We start from the raw sequence: 23768 nt of genomic DNA, 5'->3' as shown, positions 1-23768 counted from the left end.
GGGGGCTGGTCAGCCCGCCTTGACGATCTGGGCGGAGTCGCCCAGGGAGCTGCCCGCGATGAGTCCGGCGCCGACGAGGTTCAGCTCCTCGTCGGCCTTCGGGCCGCGCCACTTGCGGTAGCCGACGCGGACCGCGAGGGCGGCGATGACCATCCAGCAGGCGTGCGGGGTGAGGATCAGCAGACCGGTCGCGAGCATCACGCCCATCTGCCGCTTCGTGCCGCCGATCAGCTGGATGAGGGCGCCGGGAATCGCCCAGATCAGCAGCGTGCGCAGCACTCCTGGCTCGCCGAGTCCGTGCTTGACGGTGTCGGCATAGACCTTCGCGACGGGCGGGATCAGTCCCTGCTTGAAGTACGGCTGCCAGAGCACGGCCACGACGGCGAGCGCGGCGGCGAAGCCGATGAGCGCGGCGCGGAACTGTTCGCGGCGGCCCTCGCGCTCGAACGGGTCCCAGGGCCGGTGGTCGCGGCGCAGCAGCCAGCCGGCCTTGAGGTCGTAGCCCATGTCGGCGAAGGCGGGGCCGGTGGCGGAGACGTAGCCGACGAGGAGGGCGAGCGGGACGGAGGGGATGCCGATGAGCAGGCCGAAGACCAGGAAGATCAGGGTGACGGCGAAGGACGGGAACCAGCCTGACTGCATGGCGGCGAGGCCGACGATCAGCTCGTGCACGAGGGCGGCGAATGCGGCGAACAGCACCCAGCCGACGATGCCGAGCGGGCTCATGTCCCCGATCAGCCCGCCGAGCACGGCGAGCAGCACGGCGCCCGCCACGAAGAGGGCGTAGCCGCGCACGAGGGAGCGGCGCAGCTGCTTCTCGTCGGCCGTGTACGCGGTGGTGGGGTCGGCCGGCGCGGCGGCGGGCGAGGGTTCGGCCGGCGTGCGGCGGCGCACCAGCATGACCACGGCCTGTCCGAGCGCGACCGCTCCGGCGCCGACCATGACGCCGTGCGGCACATAGCCCGCGCCGAGGTCGGTGTGGAACAGGGCGGGGCTGAACTCCCGCAGGCCGAGGCCCACACCGAACATGAGCAGCGCCCATACGTTGCCGAGGAAGGCGACGCCCGCAGCGGAAAGCGGCAGGCTCAGCAGGGTGCCGCCGACGCCGACGAGGGTGCCGGCGCCGAGCACGAGGGCGCGCTTGCCGCCCTTGTCGCCGGCCTTGATGGTCTCGGCGGCCGCGGTGCCGGGCGGCCAGGCCCCGTCGGCGGGCAGCAGCCGTGAGCCGAAGGACCGGTACAGCACCCAGGTGTCGATGAGCAGGCCCGCGAACGACCCGGCGAGCATCGGCCAGACCAGGTCCTGGCGACCGAAGACGTAGGGGATGGCGACCGAGGTCAGCAGGGCGTTCGCCGAGGCGAAGGTGGCCGCGGAGATCGCGCTCTGGGCGAGGTTCTGCCGGTGCACGGAGCGCATCGAGCGCAGGCCCGCGAGCGGGATCCGGCCGATCAGCATGGCGATCAGGGCGCCGACGACCGAGGTGTTCGCGGAGATGCCCAGCTTGGCGACGAGGTCCGCGCCGATGACGGCGCCGACGACCGAGAGCACGGCGATGACGACGAACACGACGGGTTCACGGACGCGCGGGTGGCCGGCGCCGGCCGGCGATGCGCCCTGCCCGGCGCCGCCCGGCGGGGGCGGTGCGGTGGCGGACGGAGAGGTGTGGTGCGACACGGGGGCACCCCTTGGTGGGCGGGCCCGGCCCGGGGCGGGGCAGGGCTGGTTGTGGGCAGGCTGGAGCCGCGTACGGCGGTGGTGCTGGTCGCGCGTACGGGCCGGACGGGGTGGGGGTCAGGAGCCGAAGGCGGCCGTGGCCTCCTCGGCTCCCGACAGGACGAGTTCGATGATGCGGTCGGCGGCGCGCGAGACGCGGGTCGCCGGGCCGATGACGGTGAGGGAGGCGGCCACGGCGCCGGCCTGGAACACCGGGGCGGAGACGGCCGCGACCGCCTCGTCGTACTCGCCGTGGCTGACGCTGTAGCCCTGGGTGCGCACCTCGGTGTACCGGGCCTGGAGTTCGTCGAGGTCGGTGACCGTGTGGTCGTTGAAGCGCTGGAGCGGGGTGGCTCCGAACAGCCGGCGGATCTCGGCCTCGGGGTAGTGGGCGAAGATCGCGTGGCCGGAGGCTCCCGCGTGGCCGGGCATGACGGCGCCGATGATCGCGGTGTAGCGGATCGGCCCCGTGCCGTCGACGGCCGCGGCGCAGCGGTAGCCGGCGCCCTGCGGCACGTTCAGGACGACGCTCTCGCCGGTCTCGCGCAGCAGCCCCGCGAGGATCGGGCGGACCAGGGAGGGTAGGACACCGCTGTGCTCGCCGGCCCGGGCCAGCCGGGAGACGGCGGGCCCGAGTCTGTAGCGGCGGGTGGTGCTGTCGCAGGTCAGGAAGGAGCGGGAGGTGAGGGTGGTGAGGATGCGCTGGGCGACGGCCTTGTCCCAGCCGTGCCGGCGCGCCATCTCGCTCACGCCCCACTCCGGGCGCCGCTCCGTGAAGGAGAGCAGCGCCAGCAGGGCCCGGTCGGCGCCCTGGAGGACGCCGGGCGCGGGTGGCGCGAGGGCGTCCGCGCCGTCGGGCCCGTCGGCCTCGTGCGCGGTGTCGTCGGCGCTCGTACCGGTCGCCTCGGCCATCGCCTCGCTCCTCTCCGTACCCTTGCTCGGTGCGCTGAGCGCAACGCCGTTGCGCTCAGGGGCGAGAACTATGGGAGCAGGGGGGCGAGGGTGTCAAGGGTTTTCCGCCACATGGCCGGACCTCGTCGGGCACCCACCGGTCACCACCGTACGAACAGGCTCCGCGTGCCGCGGATGAGCATGCCCGGCAGCCATTCCTCCGGTTCCTCGGTGAGGGCCAGGTCCGGGCACCGCTCCAGGAGGGAGCGGATGGCGATGCGGCCCTCCAGGCGGGCCAGGGGGGCGCCGAGGCAGAAGTGGATGCCGTGGCCAAAGGCGACGTGGCCGCGGGCGTCGCGGTGGATGTCGAAGCGGTCGGGGGCCTCGAAGCGGTGCGGGTCGTGGCCCGCCGTGGCGATGCCGATGAGGACGGGGGCGCCCGCGGGGATCACCGTGCCGTCGATCTCGACCGGCTCGGCCGCGAAGCGGTGCGTCGCCGTCTCCACCGGACCGTCGTAGCGCAGCATCTCCTCCACCGCGCCGTCCAGGAGGCTCATGTCGGCGCGCAGGGCGGCGAGTTGGTCCGGATGGTGGAGCAGGGCGCGCACGCCGTTGCCGATGAGGTTGACCGTCGTCTCGTGGCCGGCCACGAGGAGGAGGAAGGCCATCGCGCGCAGTTCGCTCGGCGAGAGGCGGTCGCCGTCCTCCGCCGTCGTGCGGATCAGCGCGCTCAGCAGGTCGTCGGCGGGGGCCGCGCGGCGCTTGGCCGCGATCAACTCGTCCAGGAACGCGACCAGTTCGACGTGCGCCGCGTACGCGTCCTCCTCGCTGGTCGGCGCCACGACCTGCGTCGACATCCGGCGGAAGCGCTCGCGGTCGATGTCGGGGACGCCGAGCAGTTCGCAGATCACGGCGAACGGGAGCGGGAAGGCGAGCGCCCCGATCAGGTCGGCACTGCCGCGCGGCACCATGTCGTCGAGCAGCTCGTCCGTGAGTTTCTGGATGCGGGGGCCGAGGGCGGCGACCCGGCGCGGCGTGAACTCCCGTGTGACGAGGGCGCGCAGGCGGCCGTGCTCCGGCGGGTCCGCGAAGAGGAGGTGCAGGCCCATCATGTCGCCCTCGAGGCCCCACGGGGGTGTCTTGACCAGGCGGGGGTCGGTGAACGCGGCGCGGGCCGCCTCGTGGCCGACGATCAGGTAGAGGTCCTCGGTGGGGCCCGGCCCCGGCGTGCGGACGTGGTGGACCGGGCCCTCGCGGCGCAGGCGCTCGTAGACCGGGTAGGGGTCGGCGTGGAAGCGGCGGGCTCCGCCGGCGAGGTCGCCCAGGTCGATGATGTCGGCGCTGCCCGTCATGTCGTGGCTCCCGTCCGTCCGGATTCCCGCTTCACCGGGTTCAACTCGCGGCATCGCCCGTGCGTTCCCGTCCCGAGGGTGTCGAAGTCCCGAGGGTGTCGAAGTACAGCCCGCTCTCCGCCCCGTGGCCGCCGCTGTTCAGTCGCCGTCGAGGAGGCCCGCGTCGTGGGCGAGCAGCGCGATCTGGACGCGGTTGTTGAGGTCGAGGCGGGCCATGATGCGCGAGACGTGGGTCTTGACGGTGGGGACGCTCATGTAGAGCGTCGCGGCGATCTCGGCGTTGGACCGGCCGCGGCCCACCTCGACGGCCACCTCCCGCTCCCGGTCCGCGAGTTCGGCCATGCGGGCACGCGCGCGTGCCCGCCGGTCGAGCGCCGGGTCGTCGCCCGTCGCCTTGGTGATGAGCTGCCGGGTCACGGTCGGCGAGAGCACCGGGCTGCCTGCCGCGACCCGGCGTACGGCCTCGACGATCTCGCCGGGCGCGGTGTCCTTGAGGACGAATCCGGCGGCGCCCGCGCGCAGCGCCCGCAGCACCTGTTCGTCGGCGTGGAACGTGGTCAGGACGATCACCTCGGGCGCGTCGGCACGCGCGCGTAGTGCCTCGGTGGCGGCGAGGCCGTCCAGGGTGGGCATGCGCAGGTCCATGAGGACGACGTCGGGGCGGAGCCTGGCGACCTGCGCGTCCACCTCGCTGCCGTCCGCGGCCTCGCCGACGATGTCGATGTCGTCGGCGGCGCCGAACATGAAGGTGAGTCCGGCGCGCACGAGCGGGTCGTCGTCGACGATGAGCAGGCGGATCGCGGTCATGGGGCCACCGTAGCGAGATCGCCGCCCCGTCACTGCGGCCACGGCAGCCACGCGCGCACCGCGAATCCGCCGTCGGGTTCGGGTCCGTGGGTGAGGCGGCCGCCGGCGAGCGTGGCCCGTTCGGTGAGGCCGATGAGGCCCTGTCCCGAGCCGGGGACGTGCGGTACCTCGCCGGGCGGCGGCGGATTGCGCACGACGACGGTGAGCCCTTCGCCCGCGCCGCCCTCGACGGCGATGGCGACCTCGGCGCCGGGGGCGTGCTTGCGCGCGTTGGTGAGGCCCTCCTGGGCGATGCGGTAGGCGGTGCGTCCGGTGGCGGCGGGCACCGTGCCCGGGTCGGGGACCCGGTTGTCGAGGTCGACCTTCATGCCGGCGTCGCGGGACTCGGCGACCAGCGCGTCGAGCGCGGCGAGGGTGGGCTGCGGGCGGCCCGACTCGTCGCCGTGGTCGCCCGCGCGCAGCACGCCGATGATCTCGCGGAGGTCCTGGAGCGCCTCGTGCGCGCTCTCCCGGATGACGCCCGCCGCGCGGGCGATCTCGTCGCGGGGCGCGTCGGGACGGAACTCCAGGGCGCCCGCGTGCACGCTCAGCAGGGTGAGGCGATGGGCGAGTACGTCGTGCATCTCGCGCGCGATGTCCTCGCGGGCGAGGCGCTGCGCCTGCTCGGCGCGGAGCACGGCCTCGGTCTCGGCGCGCCGGGCCCGGTCCCGCAGCGACATCAGGAGCTGGCGCCGGGAGCGTACGAACATGCCCCAGCCGACGACCGTGATCGACAGGACGATCGTGAACGAGACCGACACCAGGTAGGAGGACTCGGGGTCGGGGCGCACCCAGAAGAACAGCGGGACGAGCGCGACGGAGATGCCCGCGACCCAGCCGATGTAGCGGAACGGGCGGTGCACGGCGAGCGTGAAGAGGGCGATCATGGACGCGCCGCCCGCCGTGTTGGACAGGAAGCCGATCGGGATCATCGCGACGGCGTACCCGAGCGGCCAGCGTCTGCGCAGCCAGACCCCGGCGCAGGCGGCGGCGCCGAGCACCTGGTCGATCCAGGCGAAGGCGGGGGCGAGGTGCGGGTCGTCCCAGACCTGCTCGGAGAAGATCAGGCCGAAGAAGACGGCGATCCCGAAGCAGCTGAAGTCGACGATCCAGTCACGGGCGGTGCGCCGTCTGCGTCCGGGCCTGCCCTCGGGGTCCAGGTCGAGCTCGTCGGCGACGGCCGAGGGCAGCAGCCGTCGGCGCCACCGCTCGGCGGGCGTCCGCTCCGCCTGCGGGGTTCCGGTCTGCCGCACTGCCTCCATGGTCGACAAATCTACGCACCGCGGGCGTCCGGCACCGACTCGAACGCCGCATCCGCGACCAAAGTCGCACCCCCGTCGACTTTGGTCGCGGACGGCGCCCGTACTCCGCTGCCGGAGTCGTACGGGGCTCGCCCCGCGGCCGATACGGGTGGGGGGTCCGCGGGGCGAGAGTCCTGTGCATGAACAAGAAGCAGTGGTTGCAGCTGGTGGAGGTCGTCGGCGGCTTCGCCCTGATCCAGGGCGGGGTCGGCGTCCTGCACGCGTGCACCGGGTGGCTCGGCTGGGGGCTGATCGAGCGGGTCGGGTTCCTCGACGGCCGCGAGGTGTAGGCAGCATCGCGCTGATCGTGCTGGCGATCGCCCTGTTCGCGGCCGTCGAGGCCCAGCGGAAGAAGTGACTCGGTGGGAGGAGTGACTCAGCAGCCGTAGTCGACGAGGTCGAAGGACTCGTAGTGGTCGGCCGTGTAGTAGTCCTCCTGGTCGGCCTCACCGGTGACGATGCGGCGGGCGCCGCGGTCGTCCGAGCCCGGCGTGATCACCGTGTACTCGTGGTAGTAGCCGGAGGACTGGGCGGGCAGGATGCCCTCCCGGTTCGAGAAGACCGTCCCGTCCTGCTCGTACGGGTACGGTCCGCCCTGCTCGATGAGGTCCAGGGTGTCGTGCGCCTCGGCGGGGAGCGCCGAGTAGCAGATGTCGCCGACGGCGGCGGCCGAGACGCTGTGGGAGGCGACGGCCGGGGCGGGTGCGGCGGCGGTCGCGGTGGAGGCGCCGAGTCCGCCGACCAGGAGGACGGCGGAGGCGGCGACGACGGCACGTATGAAGCGTGGGGGATTCTTCATGCCCACAGTGTGACGCGCGTAGAGGTGGGCATGTCAACACCAACTTCCGCTTGTTTTCCTCCAGTTCACCGGCGTCCCAGGTCAAGGGGGAGGTTCATGTCCATTTGCCGCCAGCCCCTGGCCCCGGCGCTCGCTGTACTTGAAGCCACAACATCCGCTCCCACAGGAGGCGACATGAACGGCAAGGTGGCGCTGGTGACCGGCGGCTCGCGCGGTATCGGCGCGGCGACGGCGGTACGGCTCGCGCGGGACGGTTTCGACGTGGCGCTGACCTACGTAGCGGGAAAGGAGGCCGCGGAGGAGGTGGTGCGGCGGGTCGAGGCGGAGGGGCGGCGGGGGCTCGCGGTGCGGGCCGACGCGGCGGACGCCGGTGAGGCGGCGGAGGCGGTCGAGCGGACGGTGGCGGGCCTCGGCCGGATCGACGTGCTGGTCAACAACGTCGGCGTGGGCGCGCTCGGGCCGCTGGAGGGGTTCTCCGTCGCGGAGGTCGACCGGGCGCTCGACGTGAACGTGCGGAGCGTCTTCCTCACCTCGCAGGCCGCGGCGGCGAGGCTCCCGGAGGGCGGCAGGATCGTCACGGTCGGCTCCTGCATGGCGCAGCACGTGCCGGGTCCCGGTGGCACGCTGTACGCCACGACGAAGGCGGCGCTGATCGGCCTGACGAAGGCGCTCGCGCGTGAGCTGGGCGGGCGCGGGATCACGGCGAACATCGTGCACCCGGGCCCGACGGACACCGACATGAACCCGGCCGACGGGCCGTACGCGGCGGCGCAGGCCGCGGCGACGGCGCTCGGCCGGTACGGCGGCGCGGACGAGGTGGCGTCGACGGTCGCGTATCTGGCCGGTGACGGGGCCTCGTACGTGACGGGCGCCGAGTTCGCGGTGGACGGCGGGCACGCCGCGTAACGCCGGGAAACGAGGATGCGGGGCACACCGGTGCTGTCAGGCCGGTGTGCCCCGCAAGTCGAGCAGAGTAGCGGGCTACTGCACCAACTCCGCGTGGCGGGTCGCCAGTTGGGACACGGCCTTACTTCGCCCTTTCGAGCAGCCGGCCCTGCGGGGCGGTGAACTCGCCGTCGGCGACGATCCGCTCGCCGCGCAGCCAGGTCGACTTCACGACACCGTGCAGCGTCTTGCCCGCGTACGCGGTGACGCGGTTGCGGTGCTGGAGGGCGGCCGGGTCGACGGTGAAGGTGTCCTCGGGGGCGAGGACCGCGAAGTCGGCGTCGTGACCGGCGGCGATGGCGCCCTTGCGGTCGTCGAGCCCGACCAGCTTCGAGGTGCGCTCGGACATCCAGCGCACCACGTCCTCGAGGGAGTGGCCGCGCTTGCGGGCCTCGGTCCAGATGGCGGAGAGGCTCAGCTGGAGACCGGAGATGCCGCCCCACGCGGTGGCGAAGTCGTCGGTCTTCAGGTCGGCGGTGGACGGCGAGTGGTCGGTGACGACGCAGTCGATCGTGCCGTCGGCGAGCGCCTGCCACAGCAGGTCCTGGTTGGCGGCCTCGCGGATCGGCGGGCAGCACTTGAACTCGCTGGCCCCGTCCGGGACCTCCTCGGCGGTGAGCGTGAGGTAGTGCGGGCAGGTCTCGACGGTCAGCTCGACGCCCTCGGCCTTGGCGGCGGCGATCAGCGGCAGCGCGTCGGAGGACGACAGGTGCAGGATGTGGACGCGGGCGCCGATCCGCTTGGCGGTGTCGATGAGGCCCTTGATGGCGACGTCCTCGGAGACGCGCGGGCGGGTCGCCAGGTAGTCGTCGTACTTGGGGCCGCTGTTGTGGGGCGCCACGTCGAGCTCGTGCGGGTCCTCGGCGTGCACGATGAGCAGCCCGCCGAAGCCGGCGATCTCGGCCATGGAGGTGGTGAGCTGATCGGCGTTCAGGTGCGGGAACTCGTCGACGCCGGAGGGCGAGAGGAAGCACTTGAAGCCGAAGACCCCGGCGTCGTGCAGCGGGCGCAGGTCCTTGACGTTGTCGGGCAGCGCGCCGCCCCAGAAGCCGACGTCGATGTGCGCCTTGGAGGCGGCCACGTCCTTCTTCGTACGAAGGTTGTCGACGGTCGTGGTCGGCGGCAGGGAGTTGAGGGGCATGTCGACGAGGGTCGTGATGCCGCCGGCCGCCGCGGCGCGGGTGGCGGTCCAGAAGCCCTCCCACTCGGTGCGGCCCGGGTCGTTCACGTGGACGTGCGTGTCGACGATGCCGGGCAGCAGCGCGTCGTCGCCGAAGTCCTCGAGGCGGGCCCCCGCCGGGACCTCCGCGTCGTGCGGGAGCACCGCGGCGATCTTCCCCTGGGCGACGGCGACCGAGGCCGGGCGCGTACCTTCGGGAGTGATGACGCGCGTCGAGCGCAGCACGAGTTCGATCTGGACGGCGTCCGCCACGTGGGCCTCCTCAAGCTTCAACGTTCTGTTGAAGGACTTTCACTCAGACTTCGGGAACCGTCAAGACCCGACCGACAGAGCCGCAGGCCCTGGACGTTTCCACAAAGTGGAATTAGAATTCCGACACGCAGAACGTAGCTACCGACGAACTTGTTGGTCAAGGGATCACTGACCGGGAACCCGCCGGTAAGGTGCAGTTCTGCCTGCCACCTCGAAAGGAACGCGCTGTGCCGACGTCCAACGCCAGCACCACTGATGCCGCCAAGTCCGCACCCACCGGCGGCGTCCAGTCCCTTGAGCGCGCCTTCGACCTGCTCGAGCGGATGGCCGACGCGGGCGGTGAGGTCGGCCTCAGCGAGCTCTCCGCCAGCAGCGGGCTGCCGCTGCCGACGATCCACCGCCTGATGCGCACGCTGGTCGCCTGCGGCTACGTGCGCCAGCAGCCCAACCGGCGGTACGCGCTCGGGCCCCGGCTCATCCGGCTCGGTGAGTCCGCGTCCCGGCTGCTCGGCACGTGGGCGCGGCCGTACCTCGCGCGCCTCGTCGAGGAGACCGGCGAGACCGCGAACATGGCGCTCCTCGACGGCGACGAGGTCGTGTACGTCGCCCAGGTGCCGTCCAAGCACTCCATGCGGATGTTCACCGAGGTGGGCCGCCGGGTGCTGCCGCACTCGACCGGTGTGGGCAAGGCGCTGCTCGCGTACACGCCCGCGGACGAGGTGCGGGCGCTGCTCGGGCGGACCGGGATGCCGGCCGCGACCGAGAAGACCCTGACCACGCCCGAGGGGTTCCTCGACGCGCTCGAGGACGTGCGGCGGGCCGGGTACGCCGTCGACGACAACGAGCAGGAGATCGGGGTGCGGTGCCTCGCGGTGTCCGTGCCGGACTCCCCCACCGCGGCGGCGATCTCGATCTCCGGGCCCGCGGGGCGGGTGACGGAGGCCGCCACGGAGAAGATCGTGCCGGTGCTGCAGCAGGTGGCGCGTGAATTGTCGGAGGCGCTGGCCAGTTCCGGTCAGAGCGGCTGACGTCGCAGGTCTGAAGCGGCCGGCGCGTGAAGCGCGCCGTCCCGCATCTCTCGCACCTCGTCCGCCACCGTCAGGTGGTCGCTGTCGTGTGTCACCAGGACGGTGGCCGTCTCGCGCTCCCTCGTCAGCTTGCGGAGCAGGTCCAGGACCGCCGCGCCGCGTTCGTGGTCGAGGGCGCTCGTCGGCTCGTCGACCAGGAGGACCCGGGGCTCGTTGATCAGGGCCCGCGCGATGTTCACGCGCTGGCGCTGACCGCCGGAGAGCTGGTGCGGGCGGCGGTGGGACTGGGCGGAGAGGCCGACCGCGTCCAGCAACTCCCGTGCCCGGTCCCGTACTTCGCGGGGTTTGCGGCCCTCCAGGTGGGCCATCACCTGGAGTTGTTCCAGGGCCGTAAGGGACGGCAGCAGGTTCGGCTGCTGGAAGACGATGCCGATCGCGCGGCGGCGCAGCTCCGCCGATTCCGTACGGGTCAGGGCCGTGGCCTCCGTGCCGTCGACGAGCACGCGGCCGCTGTCGGGGGCGACGAGCGTCGCCGCGACGGCGAGGAGGCTCGACTTCCCGGAGCCCGACGGGCCGACCACCGCGGTGAGACTGCCGGCCGGGACCGTGAGGCGCACCCGGTCGAGGGCGGTGAGGCGGCCGTCGCCGTCGGGGTAGGTCAGGGTGATGTCGTCGAGGTGCAGGCTCATCGGGCGCTCCCGAGTGCGGTGAGGGGGTCGACGGAGGTGATCCGCCGGACGGAGAGGGCGGCGCCCGCGAGGCCGAGGACCGTCATGACGGCGGCCGGGCCGAGCGCGGTCAGCGGGTCGAGGACGAACGGCACGGTGTCCGGGACGAAGACCCCGATGAGAGTGGCGAGACCCGTGCCGATCGCCGTGCCCGCGACGAGCATCAGGACCGCCTGGCCGAGCGCGTCCCGCAGCAGATAGCGGGTCGAGGAGCCGAGCGCCTTCAGGACGGCGATGTCGGCGCTGCGCTGGATCGTCCACACCGTGAAGAACGCGCCGACGACGAGCGCCGAGATGACGAAGAGGAAGCCGCGCATCAGTTGCAGCGAGCCGTTCTCGGCCTGGTAGGACCCTATGGCGGTCAGCGCGTCGTCGATGGTCCTCGATTCCGTGCCCGCCGCCTCGTCGGCGGCCTTCAGGTCGGCGTCCGGCGCGGTGCGCAGCGCGATCACCGTGGCGCGTGCGCCGGTCCCGCCGGTCGGCGTCACGTGCTGCCAGTCGGAGAGGTCGGTCCAGACGACGGGCGTGTGGCTGTACGAGGCGTCGCCGGAGACCGCCGCGACCGTGAGCCGCGCGCCACCGAGGCCGACCCGGTCACCGGTGGAGACGCCCAGCTCCTTGGCCGCCTTGGTGGACAGGACCGCCGTGCCGGGCGCCGTGGTGTCGGGCGCGAGCCCTGAGTCGGGGCGCACGCCGAACGCGGAGACGGCCGCCGTGTGCCGGCCCGACTTGGCGTTGACCGTGCCGATGCCGAGCGGCTCCGCGCTCTCGACGCCCTCCTCGTCCGCGAGCCCCCGCCACTGCGCCGGGCGCACCGTCGACGCGGTGAACGACACCGACTGGCTGTCGGCGGGCCGGGCGAAGGCGAGATGGTCGGCGGGCAGCCCGGTGAGCGCCGACGTGTTGTCCCGTGCGAGCCCCGCCGTCAGTCCCGACAGCAGTCCCACGAGCAGCGTGATCAGTACGATCACGGTTCCCATCAGGGCGAACCTGCCCCGGGCGAACCGTAGATCCCTCCATGCGACGAACATGCGGCCAAGCCTGCTGCCCCGGGGCCCGCGCGGGCATCGCGCCACAGCACGCTTCACCCGAATCGAAGGGGGGACGCGGCTTTCAAACTTTCGGTTGACCGCTTCCGTGTCCGGGGTTCGTACGCTGGTGAGCGTATGGATCCACGTTCGCTCACGCCCGCCCTGCGCGCGCTGCGCCTCTGTCTGCATCTGTTGACGGCGGGCCTGCTCGCGCTCGTCGTCGTGCGCGCCCTGACCGGCCGCTCCGCCGAGCCGGTCGCCGCGGTCGTGACGGTGGCCGTGGCGATGGGCGGCGTCTACGGGGTGGGCGCCGCGCTGCCCGTCGTACGGGGGACGCGGGCGGGCGCCGCGTGGTGGCTGGCCGCGCTGGGCGGGGTGTGGGCGGTGCTGCTCGTGCTGTCGCCGGACGCGCTGTGGCTGGCGTTCCCGCTGTACTTCCTGCTGCTGCATCTGCTGCCCGCGCGCTGGGGCGTCCCGGCGGTGACGCTCGCGGCGTGCGCGGCCATCGGCTCGTACGTCGGGCATGACGGGGCCGTGAACCCGGGGGCGTTCATAGGGCCGCTGCTCGGGGCGGCCGTGGCCGTGGCGACCGTGCTCGGGTACCAGGCGCTGTACCGGGAGAGCGAGCGCAGGCGCGAGCTGATCGAGGAGCTGGTGGCCACGCGGGCCGAGCTCGCGGCGGCGGAGCGGGCGAGCGGCACGCTGGCCGAGCGGGAGCGGCTCGCCCGCGAGATCCACGACACGCTGGCGCAGGGCCTGTCGTCGATCCAGCTGCTGCTGGTCGCGGCCGGGCGCGAACTGCCCGCCGGCTCCCCCGCCGCCGGGCATGTCGAGCGGGCGCGGGCGACGGCGCAGGACAATCTCGCGGAGGCGCGCCGCTTCGTGCGGGCCCTGTCACCGCCCGACCTCGACGGCGGCTCGCTCGCGGGCGCGCTCGACCGGCTGTGCGCGACGGCGCCCGGACTGACCGCGCGCTTCTCGGTGAGCGGCACGCCGCTCGAGCTCCCCACCCCGTACGAGGTGGCGTTGTTGCGGATCGCCCAGTCGGCGCTCGGCAACACGGTGCGGCACGCGGGGGCGCGCCGGGCGGAGATCACCCTCAGCTTCATGGAGACCTCGGTGGCCCTGGACGTGGTGGACGACGGCGCGGGCTTCGACCCGGCCCTGGCCCCGGCGGGCGACGGCGGCTTCGGCCTCCCGGCGATGCGCTCCCGGGTCGCGGAACTCGGCGGCACGTTCACCGTCGAGTCGTCCCCCGGCGGCGGCACGGCCGTCGCGGTGACGCTGCCGATGCCCGCCGGGGGTGCCGCGTGATCCGGCTGCTGCTGGCCGACGACCATCCCGTCGTACGGGCGGGCCTGCGGGCCGTGCTCGACGCCGAGCCGGACTTCGCGATCGTCGCGGAGGCGGCCACCGCCGAGCGGGCAGTGGAGCTGGCGGGGGACGTGGACGTCGTCCTGATGGACCTCCAGTTCGGGGCGGGGCAGATGCACGGCGCCGAGGCCACCGCGCGGATCGCGGCGCTCGACGGAGGGCCGCGCGTCCTGGTGCTCACCACGTACGACACCGAGGCCGACATCCTCGCGGCGGTGGAGGCGGGGGCCTCCGGCTACCTCCTGAAGGACGCCCCGCCGGAGGAGCTCGCGGCGGCCGTCCGCACGGCGGCCTCCGGGCGTTCCGCGCTCGCGCCCGCCGTCGCGGACCGGCTCATGGACCGGATGCGGGCGCCCGCTGAGGCGCTGAGCCGGCGCGAGCTCGAGGTCCTGCGGCACGTGCGGGACGGCCTGTCCAACGCGGAGATCGCCCGCGCACTCTTCCTGAGCCAGGCCACGGTCAAGTCCCACCTCGTGCACATCTACGCGAAGCTGGGCGTCGACTCCCGCACGGCGGCGGTCGCCCGTGCAACCAGGGACGGACTCCTGCGCCGCCCCTAGCCGGTCGCCTCTCTCAGCCGGTCGCCTCGAAGTCCGCCGCGCTCATCCGCCGCAGCGCCCGCAGCTCCGTGCGCAGCAGCGGCCGTACCGGCACGGTCAGCACCGGGCACACGGCGTGCCGTCGTACGTGGCGGTGCGCGGCGCGGCGCAGGCTGCGCGGGCGTACGCCGATCACCAGCAGGTCGTCGGGGTGCGTCGCGGTCTCGACGAGCGCGGCGCCGGGCCGGTCGCGCACCACGCGCGGCGTCACGTCGACGTCGTACGGGATCCCGCCGAGCGCCTCGTCGAACGCCTCCGCGAGCCGGGCGCGGGCCTGTACGTGCCAGTGCCTGGCCCATGCCGCGTCCGGCCACCGCCGGTACATCGCCTCGCCCTCCGGCGGCTCCCACGCGAGCACCGCCACCAGCGGACGGTCCGAGCGCCGGGCCTCGGCCACCGCCGAGCGCAGCGCGGCCAGGCTCGCCGGGGAGCCGCTGACCCCGACCACCACACGCCCACCGACCCGCTCGCCGTCCATGACACCCCTCCTCGCCGCGGCCTCCTCCAGGCCACTCCTCGCCGATCGGCACCCACTCTGTACGCTGATTGGCCTGGACAGCAGGGCCAATCACGGAGATGTGGCATGGGTGAGGGAGCGGTGGTCCGCAGCGTGGACGGCGCCGGACGCGGGCTCGGCGGGCGGCGGCTCGGCGCGCTGGTGACCGGTGTGGCCGGGGAGCGGCCCGGCTACCGGGCGCTCGCGCAGGGCGTGCGGACGCTGCTGCTCGACGGGCGGATCCCGCTGCACACCCGGCTGCCCGCGGAGCGCGAGTTCGCGACGGCCCTCGGGATCAGCAGGGCCACGGTCACGGCCGCGTACGACCTGCTGCGCGAGAGCGGGTACGCGCGCAGCAGGCGCGGCGCGGGGACGTGGACCGAGCTGCCGGAGGGCGCCCGCCCGACCGTCGTGGCGACGCCCGCCGCCGGGGACGACGTGATCGATCTGGCGGTCGCGGCGCCGGGGTTCCTGGAGGACGAGCTGTCGGCGGCGTACGCGGCGGCGGCCCCCGACGTGGCCCGGCACGCGACGACCAACGGCTACCACCCGTACGGCCTTCCGGAGCTGCGCGCGCGGATCGCCGAGCGGTACACGCGGCGCGGCCTGCCCACGCTGCCCGAGCAGATCCTGGTCACGACGGGCGCCCAGCAGGCGGTGTCGCTGACCCTGACGCTGCTCGGCAGGCCCGGCGACCGGATCGTCGTGGAGAACCCGTCGTACGCGAACGCCCTGTCGGTGATCCGGCAGTTGGGGCTGCGGACCGCGCCGGTGCCGGTCACCGAGGACGGCTGGGACGTGGAGCTGATCGGGGCGACGCTGCGGCAGTCGGCGCCCCGGCTCGCCTATCTGATCCCGGACTTCCAGAACCCGACGGGCCGGCTCATGCCCCGCGAGCAGCGGCAGCGGATCATCGCCGCCGCGCGGGCCACCGGCACCTGGCTGGTGATCGACGAGACGATCGCGGACATCGCGCTGGACGGGCCGGGCGAGCCGCCGTTCGCCTCGCTCGCGGGGCCCGGTGGCGGCGAACAGATCGTCACCGTCGGCTCGTTGAGCAAGGGGCACTGGAGCGGCCTGCGGGTCGGCTGGGTGCGCGCGGGCACCCGGCTGATCACCGAGCTGACCGCGCTGCGGGTGACCGCGGACATGTCGGGCTCGGTCCTCGACCAACTGGTGGCGGGGCGGCTGCTCGACCACGAGGACAGCATCCTGCGCCGCCGGATCCCGGTGCTGCGCGAGCGCAGGGACCGGCTCGCGGACGCGCTCGGCCGGGAGTTCCCCGACTGGCGCTGGGAGCTGCCGCCGGGCGGGCTCTCCCTCTGGGTCGACCTGGGCCGACCGATCGCCTCCGCACTGGGGCGTGCGGCGCTGCGGCACGGCGTGCGGATCGAGGGCGGCTCGCGGTTCGGCGCGGACCCCGGCACGTTCGAGCACCGGCTGCGGGTCCCGTACGTGCAGCCGATCGACGTGGCCGAGGAGGCGGTGCGGCGGATCGCCGCATCCATCGACGACGCGATCGGCGGTCTCGGCGGCGCGGGCGACGAGCCCGGCCGCCCGCACTGGGTGGCGTGAGACCGGCCTGCGTCAGTTCTGCGCCGGCGGCCCCCCGAACAGCTCCACGGCTCCCCTGACCTGGGACAGCGCCCCGGACAGCGCGCTCACCGAGCCGATCGCCCCCGCGACCAGCAGCAGCGAGCGGCGCAGCCTGGGCACTTCCGGCCGGCCCCCACCGGCCATGGCGTCCAGCGCCGCGAGCTCGTCCTCGGCGATCCCCCGGTCGGGGAACTCGGCCGGATGAGCGGCCAGTTCGCGGCGTAACCGGGACACGGCGGTGCGCAGTTCCGCCACCCGCGGGTCCTCGTCGCTGCCGGTCACAAGCCTCTGCTCCATGCTCCGCAACACAGCTCTCCCCCTCGCACGTCCTTGTGCGTGTGTTGTCCTGCTCCCGCACCACCCGGCCGACGCGACCGCCACGGGTCCAACTCGGGCGGGTGGCCGACCAGTTAACGCCACACGCAAGCGTTTCGCCAGTCCGTTGCGCAAGGCAACTGTGAAAATTCGAACGACTTCGATCGGGCCGCGGGTGCGGTATGCAGGGGGCATGACGACGAAGAACACAGGCGCGGTGGCGGGGCTGCTGCTGGCCGCGGGCGGTGGGCGGCGGCTCGGCGGGCGGCCGAAGGCGCTGCTCGGGCACCGGGGGCGGCCGCTGGTGGAGCACGCGGTGCGGACGTTGCGCGAGGGGGGATGCGATCCGCTGCACGTGGTACTCGGGGCGGCGGCCGACACCGTACGGGAGCGGGCCGCACTCGACGGTTGCCGGGTGACCGAGAACCCGGACTGGGAGGCCGGCATGGGGTCGTCGCTGCGGGCGGGGCTCGCGGCGCTCGCCGACACCGAGGCGTCCGCCGTGCTCGTGCTCCTGGTGGACCAGCCGGGGATCGGGGCGGCGGCGGTGACCCGGGTGCGGGCCGCTTACGAATCGCCCGCCTCGCTGGCGGCGGCCTCGTACGGCGAGGAGCGCGGGCATCCGGTGCTCTTCGGCCGTGACCACTGGGCCGGGATCGCGGCGAGCGCGTCCGGGGACCGCGGCGCCCGTACCTATCTGAGGGAGCACGCCGACGTGATGAAGCTCATCGAGTGCGGCGACATCGCCGAGGCGTACGACATCGACACGGAGGAGGACCTCAAGCGCCTTGATTAGGGGGCGTGTTGGGCAGATACGAGGGGTGAGGGCGATGGCACCGGGAGCCACGTTCTGTCGACTCTGAGAATCTCGACGTCAACAAACCATTGAACTTCCACAATGAGGAAACTAATATCCACTGTTGAGAAGGGCCGGTCCCCCGAAGCGGGGCCAGCAGCCATACCCAGGCGGCCCAGGCACCCAGTGCCGTACGCGCCGTTCGCTCGCTGAAGGAAGTGACAGCCACATGTCCGCACCAGCGCCGTCCCCGCTGGCCATCGTCGACGCCGAGCCCCTGCCCGGGCAGGACGAGGTGCTCACCGAAGCGGCCCTCGCCTTCGTGGCCGAGCTGCACCGCCTTTTCACGCCCCGGCGTGACGAGCTCCTCGCCCGCCGCGCCGAGCGCCGCGCCGAGATCGCCCGCACCTCCACGCTCGACTTCCTCCCGGAGACCGCCGCCATCCGCGCGGACGACACCTGGAAGGTCGCCGAGGCCCCGGCCGCCCTGAACGACCGCCGCGTCGAGATCACAGGACCGACCGACCGCAAGATGACGATCAACGCGCTGAACTCCGGCGCGAGGATCTGGCTCGCCGACTTCGAGGACGCCTCCGCCCCCACCTGGGCGAACGTCATCGGCGGCCAGCTCAACCTCACCAACGCGTACAACGGCGCCATCGACTTCACGGACGAGCGCACCGGCAAGTCGTACGCCCTGAAGCCCGCCGACCAGCTCGCCACGGTCGTCATGCGCCCGCGCGGCTGGCACCTCGACGAGCGCCACCTCGTGGACGAGAACGGCAAGGCCGTCCCCGGCGCGCTCGTCGACTTCGGCCTCTACTTCTTCCACAACGCGAAGAAGCTGATCGAGCTCGGCAAGGGCCCGTACTTCTACCTCCCGAAGACGGAGTCGCACCTGGAGGCCCGCCTCTGGAACGAGATCTTCGTCTTCGCGCAGGACTACGTCGGCATCCCGCAGGGCACCGTCCGCGCCACCGTCCTCATCGAGACGATCACGGCCGCGTACGAGATGGAGGAGATCCTCTACGAGCTGCGCGACCACGCCTCCGGCCTCAACGCGGGCCGTTGGGACTACCTCTTCTCGATCGTGAAGAACTTCCGCGACGGCGGCGCCAAGTTCGTCCTCCCGGACCGCAACGCGGTCACGATGACGGCCCCGTTCATGCGCGCCTACACCGAGCTGCTCGTCCGCACCTGCCACAAGCGCGGCGCGCACGCCATCGGCGGCATGGCGGCCTTCATCCCGTCCCGCAAGGACGCCGAGGTCAACAAGGTGGCCTTCGCGAAGGTCCGCGACGACAAGGACCGCGAGGCCGGCGACGGCTTCGACGGCTCCTGGGTCGCCCACCCCGACCTGGTGCCGATCGCCATGGAGTCCTTCGACAAGGTCCTCGGCGACAAGCCGAACCAGAAGGACCGCCTCCGCGAGGACGTCTCCGTGGCCGCGGGCGACCTGATCGCCATCGACTCCCTCGACGCGAAGCCCACCTACGACGGCCTGGTCAACGCCGTCCAGGTCGGCATCCGCTACATCGAGGCGTGGCTGCGCGGCCTCGGCGCCGTCGCGATCTTCAACCTCATGGAGGACGCGGCCACCGCCGAGATCTCCCGCTCCCAGATCTGGCAGTGGATCAACGCGGGCGTCGTCCTCGACAACGGCGAGCCGGTCACCGCCGAGCTGGCCCGCAAGGTCGCCGCCGAGGAGCTGGCGAACATCAAGGCCGAGATCGGCGAGGAGGCCTTCGCCGCCGGCAAGTGGCAGCAGGCCCACGACCTCCTCCTCCAGGTCTCCCTGGACGCGGACTACGCGGACTTCCTGACGCTTCCGGCGTACGAGCAGCTGGTCTGACGCAGCGCGGTACGAGTGGGGCCCGGCGCCGGGGTGGCGCCGGGCCCCTTCGCGTCGAGCGACGAGGGTCAGCCCACGTGACGGGACCAGTCCTGCTCCGCCGGGGGCTTTCCGTGGAGGTCGGGGACGCGCTTCAGCCAGGCCGGGCGGCCCCGCTCCGTCGCTGCCGCGCGCTTCGCGTCCGCCTCGGCGAGTTCCGCGCGGGACGGGAAGTCCGTGGGGAGCCAGGAGGCGGAGGTGCGGGCGCGGGCCAGGAGGTAGGTGACGTAGGCGTCGCGGGCCTCGGCCGGGGTCGGGAAGTCCGCCGTGAGCCACTCGTCGGGGACGAGGGAGAGGACGTCGCGCAGCAGGTCCTCCGTCACCCGCGGCGCGAGTTCCGCGTCGGCTCCGCGGGTGTCGGGGCCGTACCCGCCGAGCGCATGGTGCCGGAAGTCGTACGCCTTCGAGGGGTCGGAGCCGTCCCAGCGGTGGTGGAAGACGAGGGCCGCGCCGTGGTCGATCAGCCAGAGCTTCGGCGGGGCCACGCCGAGCGTCGGCCACACCATGAGGTTCGAACTGTGCACCGTGCGGTCCACGTTGACGGTGAGCGCGTCGAGCCAGACGATGCGGCCCGCCTCCAGCGGGTCCACGGGAAACGTCTCCGCGACATCGGGCGTGAAGTCGACCGCGCCCGGCAGGAAGTCCATGCCGAGGTTGAGGCCGGGGCTGGCTTCGAGCAGCTCCTTGACCTCCTGGTGGGGCTCCGCCGCGCCGAGCGCCGGATCGAAGTGGGCCAGGACGAGCTCGGGGAAGCGCAGTCCGAACGCCCGCGCCAGCTCCCCCACCACGATCTCCGCCACGAGCGCCTTCACGCCCTGCGCCGACCCGGTGAACTTCAGCACGTACGTGCCCAGGTCGTCGGCCTCCACGACGCCGGGGACGGAGCCGCCGGTGCGCAGCGGGTTCACGTAACGGGTCGCGGTGATCTCTCTGAGCCTGGGCACCATGTCAGGCTAATACGGGCCGGTCAGGCATCCCCGCGCAGCACCTGTTCGAGGAGCGAGATCAGCGTCTCCTTGCCGGACTCCCGGTCCCGCGCGTCGCACAGCAGCACCGTGGTCTCGGGGCCCAGGTCCAGGGCTCGGGAGACCGCCTCCGAGGAGTGCGACCGGACGCCGTCGAAGCAGTTCACGGCGACGACGAAGGGGATGCCGCGGCTCTCGAAGTAGTCGACCGCGGGGAAGCAGTCGGCGAGCCGCCGGGTGTCGGCGAGGACGACCGCGCCGAGGCAGCCGGTGGCCAGCTCGTCCCACAGGAACCAGAACCGGTCCTGGCCCGGCGTGCCGAACAGGTACAGCGCCAGGTTCTCGCGCAGCGTGATGCGGCCGAAGTCCATCGCCACGGTCGTCGTCGACTTGGTGGTGACGCCGTCGAGGTGGTCGACGCCGCGCGAGGCGACCGTGAGGTGCTCCTCGGTGCGCAGCGGCCTGATCTCGCTGACGGATTCCACGAAGGTGGTCTTGCCGACCCCGAAGCCGCCCGCGATCAGCACCTTCAGGGCCGTGAAATCGGCTCGGGCGGTGGGGTCAGAGTGCGCGAAGGCCATTGATCACTTCTCGGAGGAGGTGGGCGTCGGGGCGGGCGTAGGCGGTGGGTTCGCCGGTGCCGGGGTCGGGCGCGGCGGTGGCCGGCGGCACGACCGTGACGAGGGACTTCGCGGCCAGGTCGCCGAGCAGGACGCGGACCACGCCCAGCGGCAGGCCGGAGTCGGACGCCAGGTCGGCGACGGGCCGCGGGCCGCGCAGGCACAGCGCGAGGAGGTCGCGCTGCTCGGGCGGGAGCGGTCCTTCGGGCCTGGTGCGGGTGGGGCGGACGATGGCCATGAGGTCCATGCGTTCCGCGCCGTTGCCGGTGCGGGCGCGGCCCGCGGTCATGGCGTAGAGCCTGACCAGGGGCCCGGCGTCCTCGTCGTAGCGGTCGGACCAGGCGTCGTCCCTGTCGTTCACGGGGCATCGCCGTCCGCGCGGGTGGGTACGCCGAGGTGTTCGCGGACGCGGTCCACGAGCAGCGCCATCTCGTACGCGACGAGGCCGATGTCGGCGTGGCCGTCGGTGAACACGGCGAGGCAGGAGCCCTCCCCCGCGGCGACCACGAACAGGAAGCCGCCCTCCAACTCGACCATCGTCTGGACGACGCCGCCCGCGGCGAAGTGCCGGCCGGCGCCCTTGGCGAGGGAGTGGAAGCCGGAGGCGATCGCGCAGAACCGTTCGGACTCGTCGCGGCCGAGGCTGGTGGAGGCGCCGACGCAGAGGCCGTCGCCGGAGAGCATCACGACGTGGCGGACCTCGGCGACACGGGCGGCGAGCTCGTCGAGGAGCCAGTCGATGCCCATGGGGTGTTCGGCCTCGCCGCCCGCGAGTCCGGTGACGTTGTACGTCGGGGTCATCGGTGTCCTCCGTCTTCCTCGCGGGCGGCGCGGGCGCGGCGGCGGCCCGAGCTCAGGGACGTCATGGTGGCGCGGGCGGCCTCCGGCGAACGGGCGCCGGGGCCTTCGCTCGGCGTGGGGGTGGTGTCGCGCAGCTCGGGGCTGATGCTGGCCTGCCGTACGCGTTTCGGCAGCCCGTCCGAACCGGCCGTGGTCTTGCTACGGGTGGGCAGTTCGGGCTCCGCCGGAGGGGTGGGGTCGGGGGCGGGGCCCGGGGACGTGGGTCGTTCGACCGTCACCGACGGGGCCTCCAGGAGGTTCTGGGGGAGGAAGACGACCGCGGTCACGCCGCCGTACACCGACCTGCGGAGCGTGACGTCCAAGTGCTGTCGCTGCGCGAGCCGGTTGACCACGAAGAGGCCCAGTTTGCGGGAGTCGAGGAGGTCGATGTCGGCCGCGTTGATGCGCGCGTTGGCGTCGGCGAGCGCCTCGTCGCTCATGCCGAGGCCGCGGTCCTCGATCTCCAGGCAGGCGCCGGCGCCGACGTGTTCGCCGCGGACGACGACGGGTGTGTGCGGCGGCGAGAACGAGGAGGCGTTCTCGGCGAGTTCGGCGACGAGGTGGACGACGTCGGCGACGGCGGATCCGGCGAGCAGCAGGTCGGGGATGTCCTGGAGCTGCACCCTGTCGTAGTCGGGCGTCTCGGCGAGGCCCGCGCGCACGGCGTCGATGAGCGGCACCGGGTTGCGCCAGGCGCGTCCCGGCGCGGAGCCGGAGAGGATGAGCAGCGATTCGGCGTGCCGCCGCATACGGGTCGTCAGGTGGTCGATGCGGAACAGGTCCTCGAGGTCGGTGGGGTCCTCCGTGCGGCGCTCCATCGCGTCGAGGAGGTCGAGCTGGCGGTGGAGCAGCACCTGGCTGCGGCGGGCGAGCGACACGTACACGCCGGAGACGCCGGTGAGGACGGCGGCCCGGTCGGCGACGGCGCGCAGGGCCGCGCGCTGCACGGTGGCGAGGGCGGCGCCGACCTGTCCGACCTCGTCGCGGTGCGGTTCCTCGTCGAGCGGCGCCTCCTTGTCGAGGTCGACGTCCTCGCCGTTGTGGATGCGGCGCATGGAGGCGGGCAGCCGGTTCGCCGCCATGTCGAGCGCGGCGTTGCGCAGGCCCGTGAGGTCGGCGACGAGCCCGCGCCCGATGCGTACGGAGAGCAGCAGCGACACGATGACGCCGACGAGGCCGAGGAGCACGGCGATGCCGGAACTGCCCAGGGCGGAGAGGGAGTACGGTTCGGCGTCCGCGGCCGCGTCGACGGCGCGGGACTCGGCCTTGTCGAGGGCGGTGAGGGTGTCGCGCGCGTCGGAGTGCCAGCGTCCCGCGGGTACGGCGTCGGTGGCCCGCGCGGCGCCAGCGGCGAGGACCATGTCCTGGACGTGGGCGAGGTCCTTGGCGCCTTCGGTGCCGAGCGCGGCGGTGAAGGCGTCCGCGTCGCCGCCCTTCAGGTCGGGCAGCGCCGCCTCGGTGAGATCGCGCTGCACGGCGACGTCGCCGACGAAGCCGCGGTACTGCTCGGCGGTCATGGCGCCGTCGGCCTGCGCGGCGCCGTACACGGCGTCCTGGCGGCTCAACGCCTCGCGGGCGCGGGCGAGTTGGAGGAGCGTACGGGCGGTGTCGCCGTCGGCGGCGGCGAGCCCCGCGCGGACGGAGAGGGCGCGCTGGACAGCGGTGTCGTAGCCGTCGATGGGGCCGGTGGCGCCCCGTGCCGCGGCCTTCTGGCGGGGGCCCGACAGCGAGTCGGCGCTGAACTTCAGCTTCTGGATGCGGTCGGGCAGCGCGGCGTCGAGGTCGGCGAGGTCGGTGCTGATGGAGCGCAGACCGGCCTTCAGCGCGTCAACGGCCTTGTCGGTGCGGGCGGTCGACGCGGTGAAGTCCTCGCGCGCGGCGGCGTCGGGGGCGGCGCGGTACGTCATGGCGGCGGCGCGCTCGTCCTGGACGGCGACGGTGAACCGTGAGACCGGCGCGACGAGCGCCGAGTTCACCTCCTTCAGCTGCTCCTTGTCGGAGATCTGGGAGGCCGTGGTCACCGCGGCGTGGCCCCACAGCGCCATCACGGAGACGACGGGGACGGTGAGCAGGGTGACGACCTTGGCTCTGATCGATTTGGAGCGCAGCCGTTCGGGCAGCGGAAAGCGCGCGGGCATGGCGGGACAGCTCCTCGGCGGGGCCTGGTGGTGGAGTGGGGTGTGGGGCGCCCGGCGCGGCGGGCGGACCGC

General features: G+C 73.2%; 24 protein-coding genes. 8 read left to right on the top strand and 16 right to left on the bottom strand.

Annotation, left to right across the window (positions count from 1 at the left end; translation table 11 throughout):
• Window positions 1-9: 9 nt before the first annotated feature.
• From ACTWJ8_RS30020 to ACTWJ8_RS30000, 5 genes are all read right to left on the bottom strand, one after another.
• Window positions 10-1674, bottom strand: a complete 1665-nt coding sequence (locus ACTWJ8_RS30020) for an OPT/YSL family transporter (RefSeq protein ID WP_443260777.1) — start codon at window positions 1672-1674, stop codon at window positions 10-12.
• A 117-nt stretch (window positions 1675-1791) separates the two neighbouring features.
• Entirely contained in the window at window positions 1792-2625 is an 834-nt protein-coding gene (locus tag ACTWJ8_RS30015) for an IclR family transcriptional regulator (RefSeq protein ID WP_356379090.1), read from the bottom strand.
• 140 nt (window positions 2626-2765) lie between these two features.
• Window positions 2766-3956 (bottom strand): cytochrome P450 family protein, encoded by a 1191-nt coding sequence (locus ACTWJ8_RS30010; protein ID WP_443260776.1) that lies wholly within the window; start codon window positions 3954-3956, stop codon window positions 2766-2768.
• 138 nt (window positions 3957-4094) lie between these two features.
• Window positions 4095-4763 carry a response regulator transcription factor gene (locus ACTWJ8_RS30005; protein ID WP_356379084.1) on the bottom strand — a complete coding sequence of 223 codons (669 nt, stop codon included), beginning with the start codon at window positions 4761-4763 and terminating at the stop codon, window positions 4095-4097.
• A gap of 29 nt (window positions 4764-4792) precedes the next feature.
• The gene (locus ACTWJ8_RS30000) at window positions 4793-6064 is read right to left on the bottom strand and encodes a sensor histidine kinase (RefSeq protein ID WP_356379081.1); all 1272 of its coding nucleotides are present in this window, start codon (window positions 6062-6064) and stop codon (window positions 4793-4795) included.
• A 179-nt stretch (window positions 6065-6243) separates the two neighbouring features.
• Between ACTWJ8_RS30000 and ACTWJ8_RS29995 the strand changes: the two genes are divergently transcribed.
• Window positions 6244-6393 carry a hypothetical protein gene (locus ACTWJ8_RS29995; RefSeq protein ID WP_443260775.1) on the top strand — a complete coding sequence of 50 codons (150 nt, stop codon included), beginning with the start codon at window positions 6244-6246 and terminating at the stop codon, window positions 6391-6393.
• An 86-nt stretch (window positions 6394-6479) separates the two neighbouring features.
• On the opposite strand, the gene ACTWJ8_RS29990 is transcribed toward ACTWJ8_RS29995, so the two are convergent.
• Window positions 6480-6902 carry a ribonuclease gene (locus ACTWJ8_RS29990; protein ID WP_356379076.1) on the bottom strand — a complete coding sequence of 141 codons (423 nt, stop codon included), beginning with the start codon at window positions 6900-6902 and terminating at the stop codon, window positions 6480-6482.
• A 174-nt stretch (window positions 6903-7076) separates the two neighbouring features.
• Here ACTWJ8_RS29990 and ACTWJ8_RS29985 point away from each other — a divergent pair, with 174 nt between their 5' ends.
• A complete protein-coding gene (locus ACTWJ8_RS29985) occupies window positions 7077-7808 on the top strand; it encodes an SDR family oxidoreductase (protein ID WP_443260774.1) in 732 nt (243 codons plus the stop codon).
• Between the two features lie 121 nt (window positions 7809-7929).
• Here the strand turns inward: ACTWJ8_RS29985 and allB are convergent, their stop codons facing one another.
• Window positions 7930-9279 (bottom strand): allantoinase AllB, encoded by a 1350-nt coding sequence (allB, locus tag ACTWJ8_RS29980; RefSeq protein ID WP_356379070.1) that lies wholly within the window; start codon window positions 9277-9279, stop codon window positions 7930-7932.
• Between the two features lie 227 nt (window positions 9280-9506).
• Between allB and ACTWJ8_RS29975 the strand changes: the two genes are divergently transcribed.
• Window positions 9507-10307: an IclR family transcriptional regulator gene (locus ACTWJ8_RS29975; RefSeq protein ID WP_356379068.1), complete on the top strand. Its 801-nt coding sequence runs from the start codon at window positions 9507-9509 to the stop codon at window positions 10305-10307.
• Here the strand turns inward: ACTWJ8_RS29975 and ACTWJ8_RS29970 are convergent.
• Entirely contained in the window at window positions 10295-10996 is a 702-nt protein-coding gene (locus ACTWJ8_RS29970) for an ABC transporter ATP-binding protein (RefSeq protein ID WP_356379066.1), read from the bottom strand. The genes ACTWJ8_RS29975 and ACTWJ8_RS29970 overlap by 13 nt on opposite strands.
• Complete coding sequence (locus ACTWJ8_RS29965) at window positions 10993-12066, bottom strand: ABC transporter permease (RefSeq protein WP_443260773.1); 1074 nt, start codon at window positions 12064-12066, stop codon at window positions 10993-10995. The genes ACTWJ8_RS29970 and ACTWJ8_RS29965 overlap by 4 nt, the downstream gene beginning before the upstream one ends.
• A gap of 135 nt (window positions 12067-12201) precedes the next feature.
• On the opposite strand from ACTWJ8_RS29965, the gene ACTWJ8_RS29960 reads away from it, so the two are divergent.
• Window positions 12202-13380: a sensor histidine kinase gene (locus ACTWJ8_RS29960; protein ID WP_356379063.1), complete on the top strand. Its 1179-nt coding sequence runs from the start codon at window positions 12202-12204 to the stop codon at window positions 13378-13380.
• On the top strand, window positions 13377-14000 hold the full coding sequence (locus ACTWJ8_RS29955; RefSeq protein ID WP_443260772.1) for a response regulator: 624 nt from the start codon (window positions 13377-13379) through the stop codon (window positions 13998-14000). The genes ACTWJ8_RS29960 and ACTWJ8_RS29955 overlap by 4 nt, the downstream gene beginning before the upstream one ends.
• 13 nt (window positions 14001-14013) lie before the next feature.
• On the opposite strand, the gene ACTWJ8_RS29950 is transcribed toward ACTWJ8_RS29955, so the two are convergent.
• On the bottom strand, window positions 14014-14517 hold the full coding sequence (locus ACTWJ8_RS29950) for a universal stress protein (RefSeq protein WP_356379059.1): 504 nt from the start codon (window positions 14515-14517) through the stop codon (window positions 14014-14016).
• Window positions 14518-14622: 105 nt separating this feature from the next.
• On the opposite strand from ACTWJ8_RS29950, the gene yczR reads away from it, so the two are divergent.
• On the top strand, window positions 14623-16110 hold the full coding sequence (yczR, locus tag ACTWJ8_RS29945; protein WP_356379056.1) for a MocR-like transcription factor YczR: 1488 nt from the start codon (window positions 14623-14625) through the stop codon (window positions 16108-16110).
• 12 nt (window positions 16111-16122) lie between these two features.
• On the opposite strand, the gene ACTWJ8_RS29940 is transcribed toward yczR, so the two are convergent.
• On the bottom strand, window positions 16123-16428 hold the full coding sequence (locus ACTWJ8_RS29940; RefSeq protein ID WP_356379054.1) for a DUF5955 family protein: 306 nt from the start codon (window positions 16426-16428) through the stop codon (window positions 16123-16125).
• A gap of 211 nt (window positions 16429-16639) precedes the next feature.
• Here ACTWJ8_RS29940 and ACTWJ8_RS29935 point away from each other — a divergent pair, with 211 nt between their 5' ends.
• Both ACTWJ8_RS29935 and aceB read left to right on the top strand, forming a co-directional pair.
• Window positions 16640-17242 carry a nucleotidyltransferase family protein gene (locus ACTWJ8_RS29935; RefSeq protein ID WP_356379052.1) on the top strand — a complete coding sequence of 201 codons (603 nt, stop codon included), beginning with the start codon at window positions 16640-16642 and terminating at the stop codon, window positions 17240-17242.
• 229 nt (window positions 17243-17471) lie between these two features.
• On the top strand, window positions 17472-19094 hold the full coding sequence (gene aceB / locus ACTWJ8_RS29930) for a malate synthase A (protein ID WP_443260771.1): 1623 nt from the start codon (window positions 17472-17474) through the stop codon (window positions 19092-19094).
• Window positions 19095-19162: 68 nt separating this feature from the next.
• Here aceB and ACTWJ8_RS29925 read toward each other — a convergent pair whose 3' ends face one another.
• The 5 genes from ACTWJ8_RS29925 to ACTWJ8_RS29905 are packed head-to-tail and all read right to left on the bottom strand — an operon-like array spanning window position 19163 to window position 23696.
• A complete protein-coding gene (locus tag ACTWJ8_RS29925) occupies window positions 19163-20080 on the bottom strand; it encodes a HipA family kinase (RefSeq protein ID WP_443260770.1) in 918 nt (305 codons plus the stop codon).
• A gap of 20 nt (window positions 20081-20100) precedes the next feature.
• Window positions 20101-20679 (bottom strand): GTP-binding protein, encoded by a 579-nt coding sequence (locus ACTWJ8_RS29920; protein WP_443260769.1) that lies wholly within the window; start codon window positions 20677-20679, stop codon window positions 20101-20103.
• Window positions 20660-21079 (bottom strand): DUF742 domain-containing protein, encoded by a 420-nt coding sequence (locus ACTWJ8_RS29915; RefSeq protein ID WP_356379042.1) that lies wholly within the window; start codon window positions 21077-21079, stop codon window positions 20660-20662. The genes ACTWJ8_RS29920 and ACTWJ8_RS29915 overlap by 20 nt, the downstream gene beginning before the upstream one ends.
• Window positions 21076-21519, bottom strand: coding sequence for a roadblock/LC7 domain-containing protein (locus tag ACTWJ8_RS29910; protein WP_443260768.1), 444 nt, complete (start codon window positions 21517-21519; stop codon window positions 21076-21078). Before ACTWJ8_RS29910 ends, ACTWJ8_RS29915 begins: the two co-directional genes overlap by 4 nt.
• A complete protein-coding gene (locus ACTWJ8_RS29905; protein ID WP_443260767.1) occupies window positions 21516-23696 on the bottom strand; it encodes a sensor histidine kinase in 2181 nt (726 codons plus the stop codon). The genes ACTWJ8_RS29910 and ACTWJ8_RS29905 overlap by 4 nt, the downstream gene beginning before the upstream one ends.
• Window positions 23697-23768 lie beyond the last annotated feature (72 nt).

This window comes from Streptomyces sp. SDT5-1, from assembly GCF_052245995.1.
Taxonomy (GTDB): Bacteria; Actinomycetota; Actinomycetes; order Streptomycetales; family Streptomycetaceae; genus Streptomyces.
Note: the sequence above shows the minus strand (reverse complement) of the source record. Positions and strands in the feature narration are given on the sequence as shown.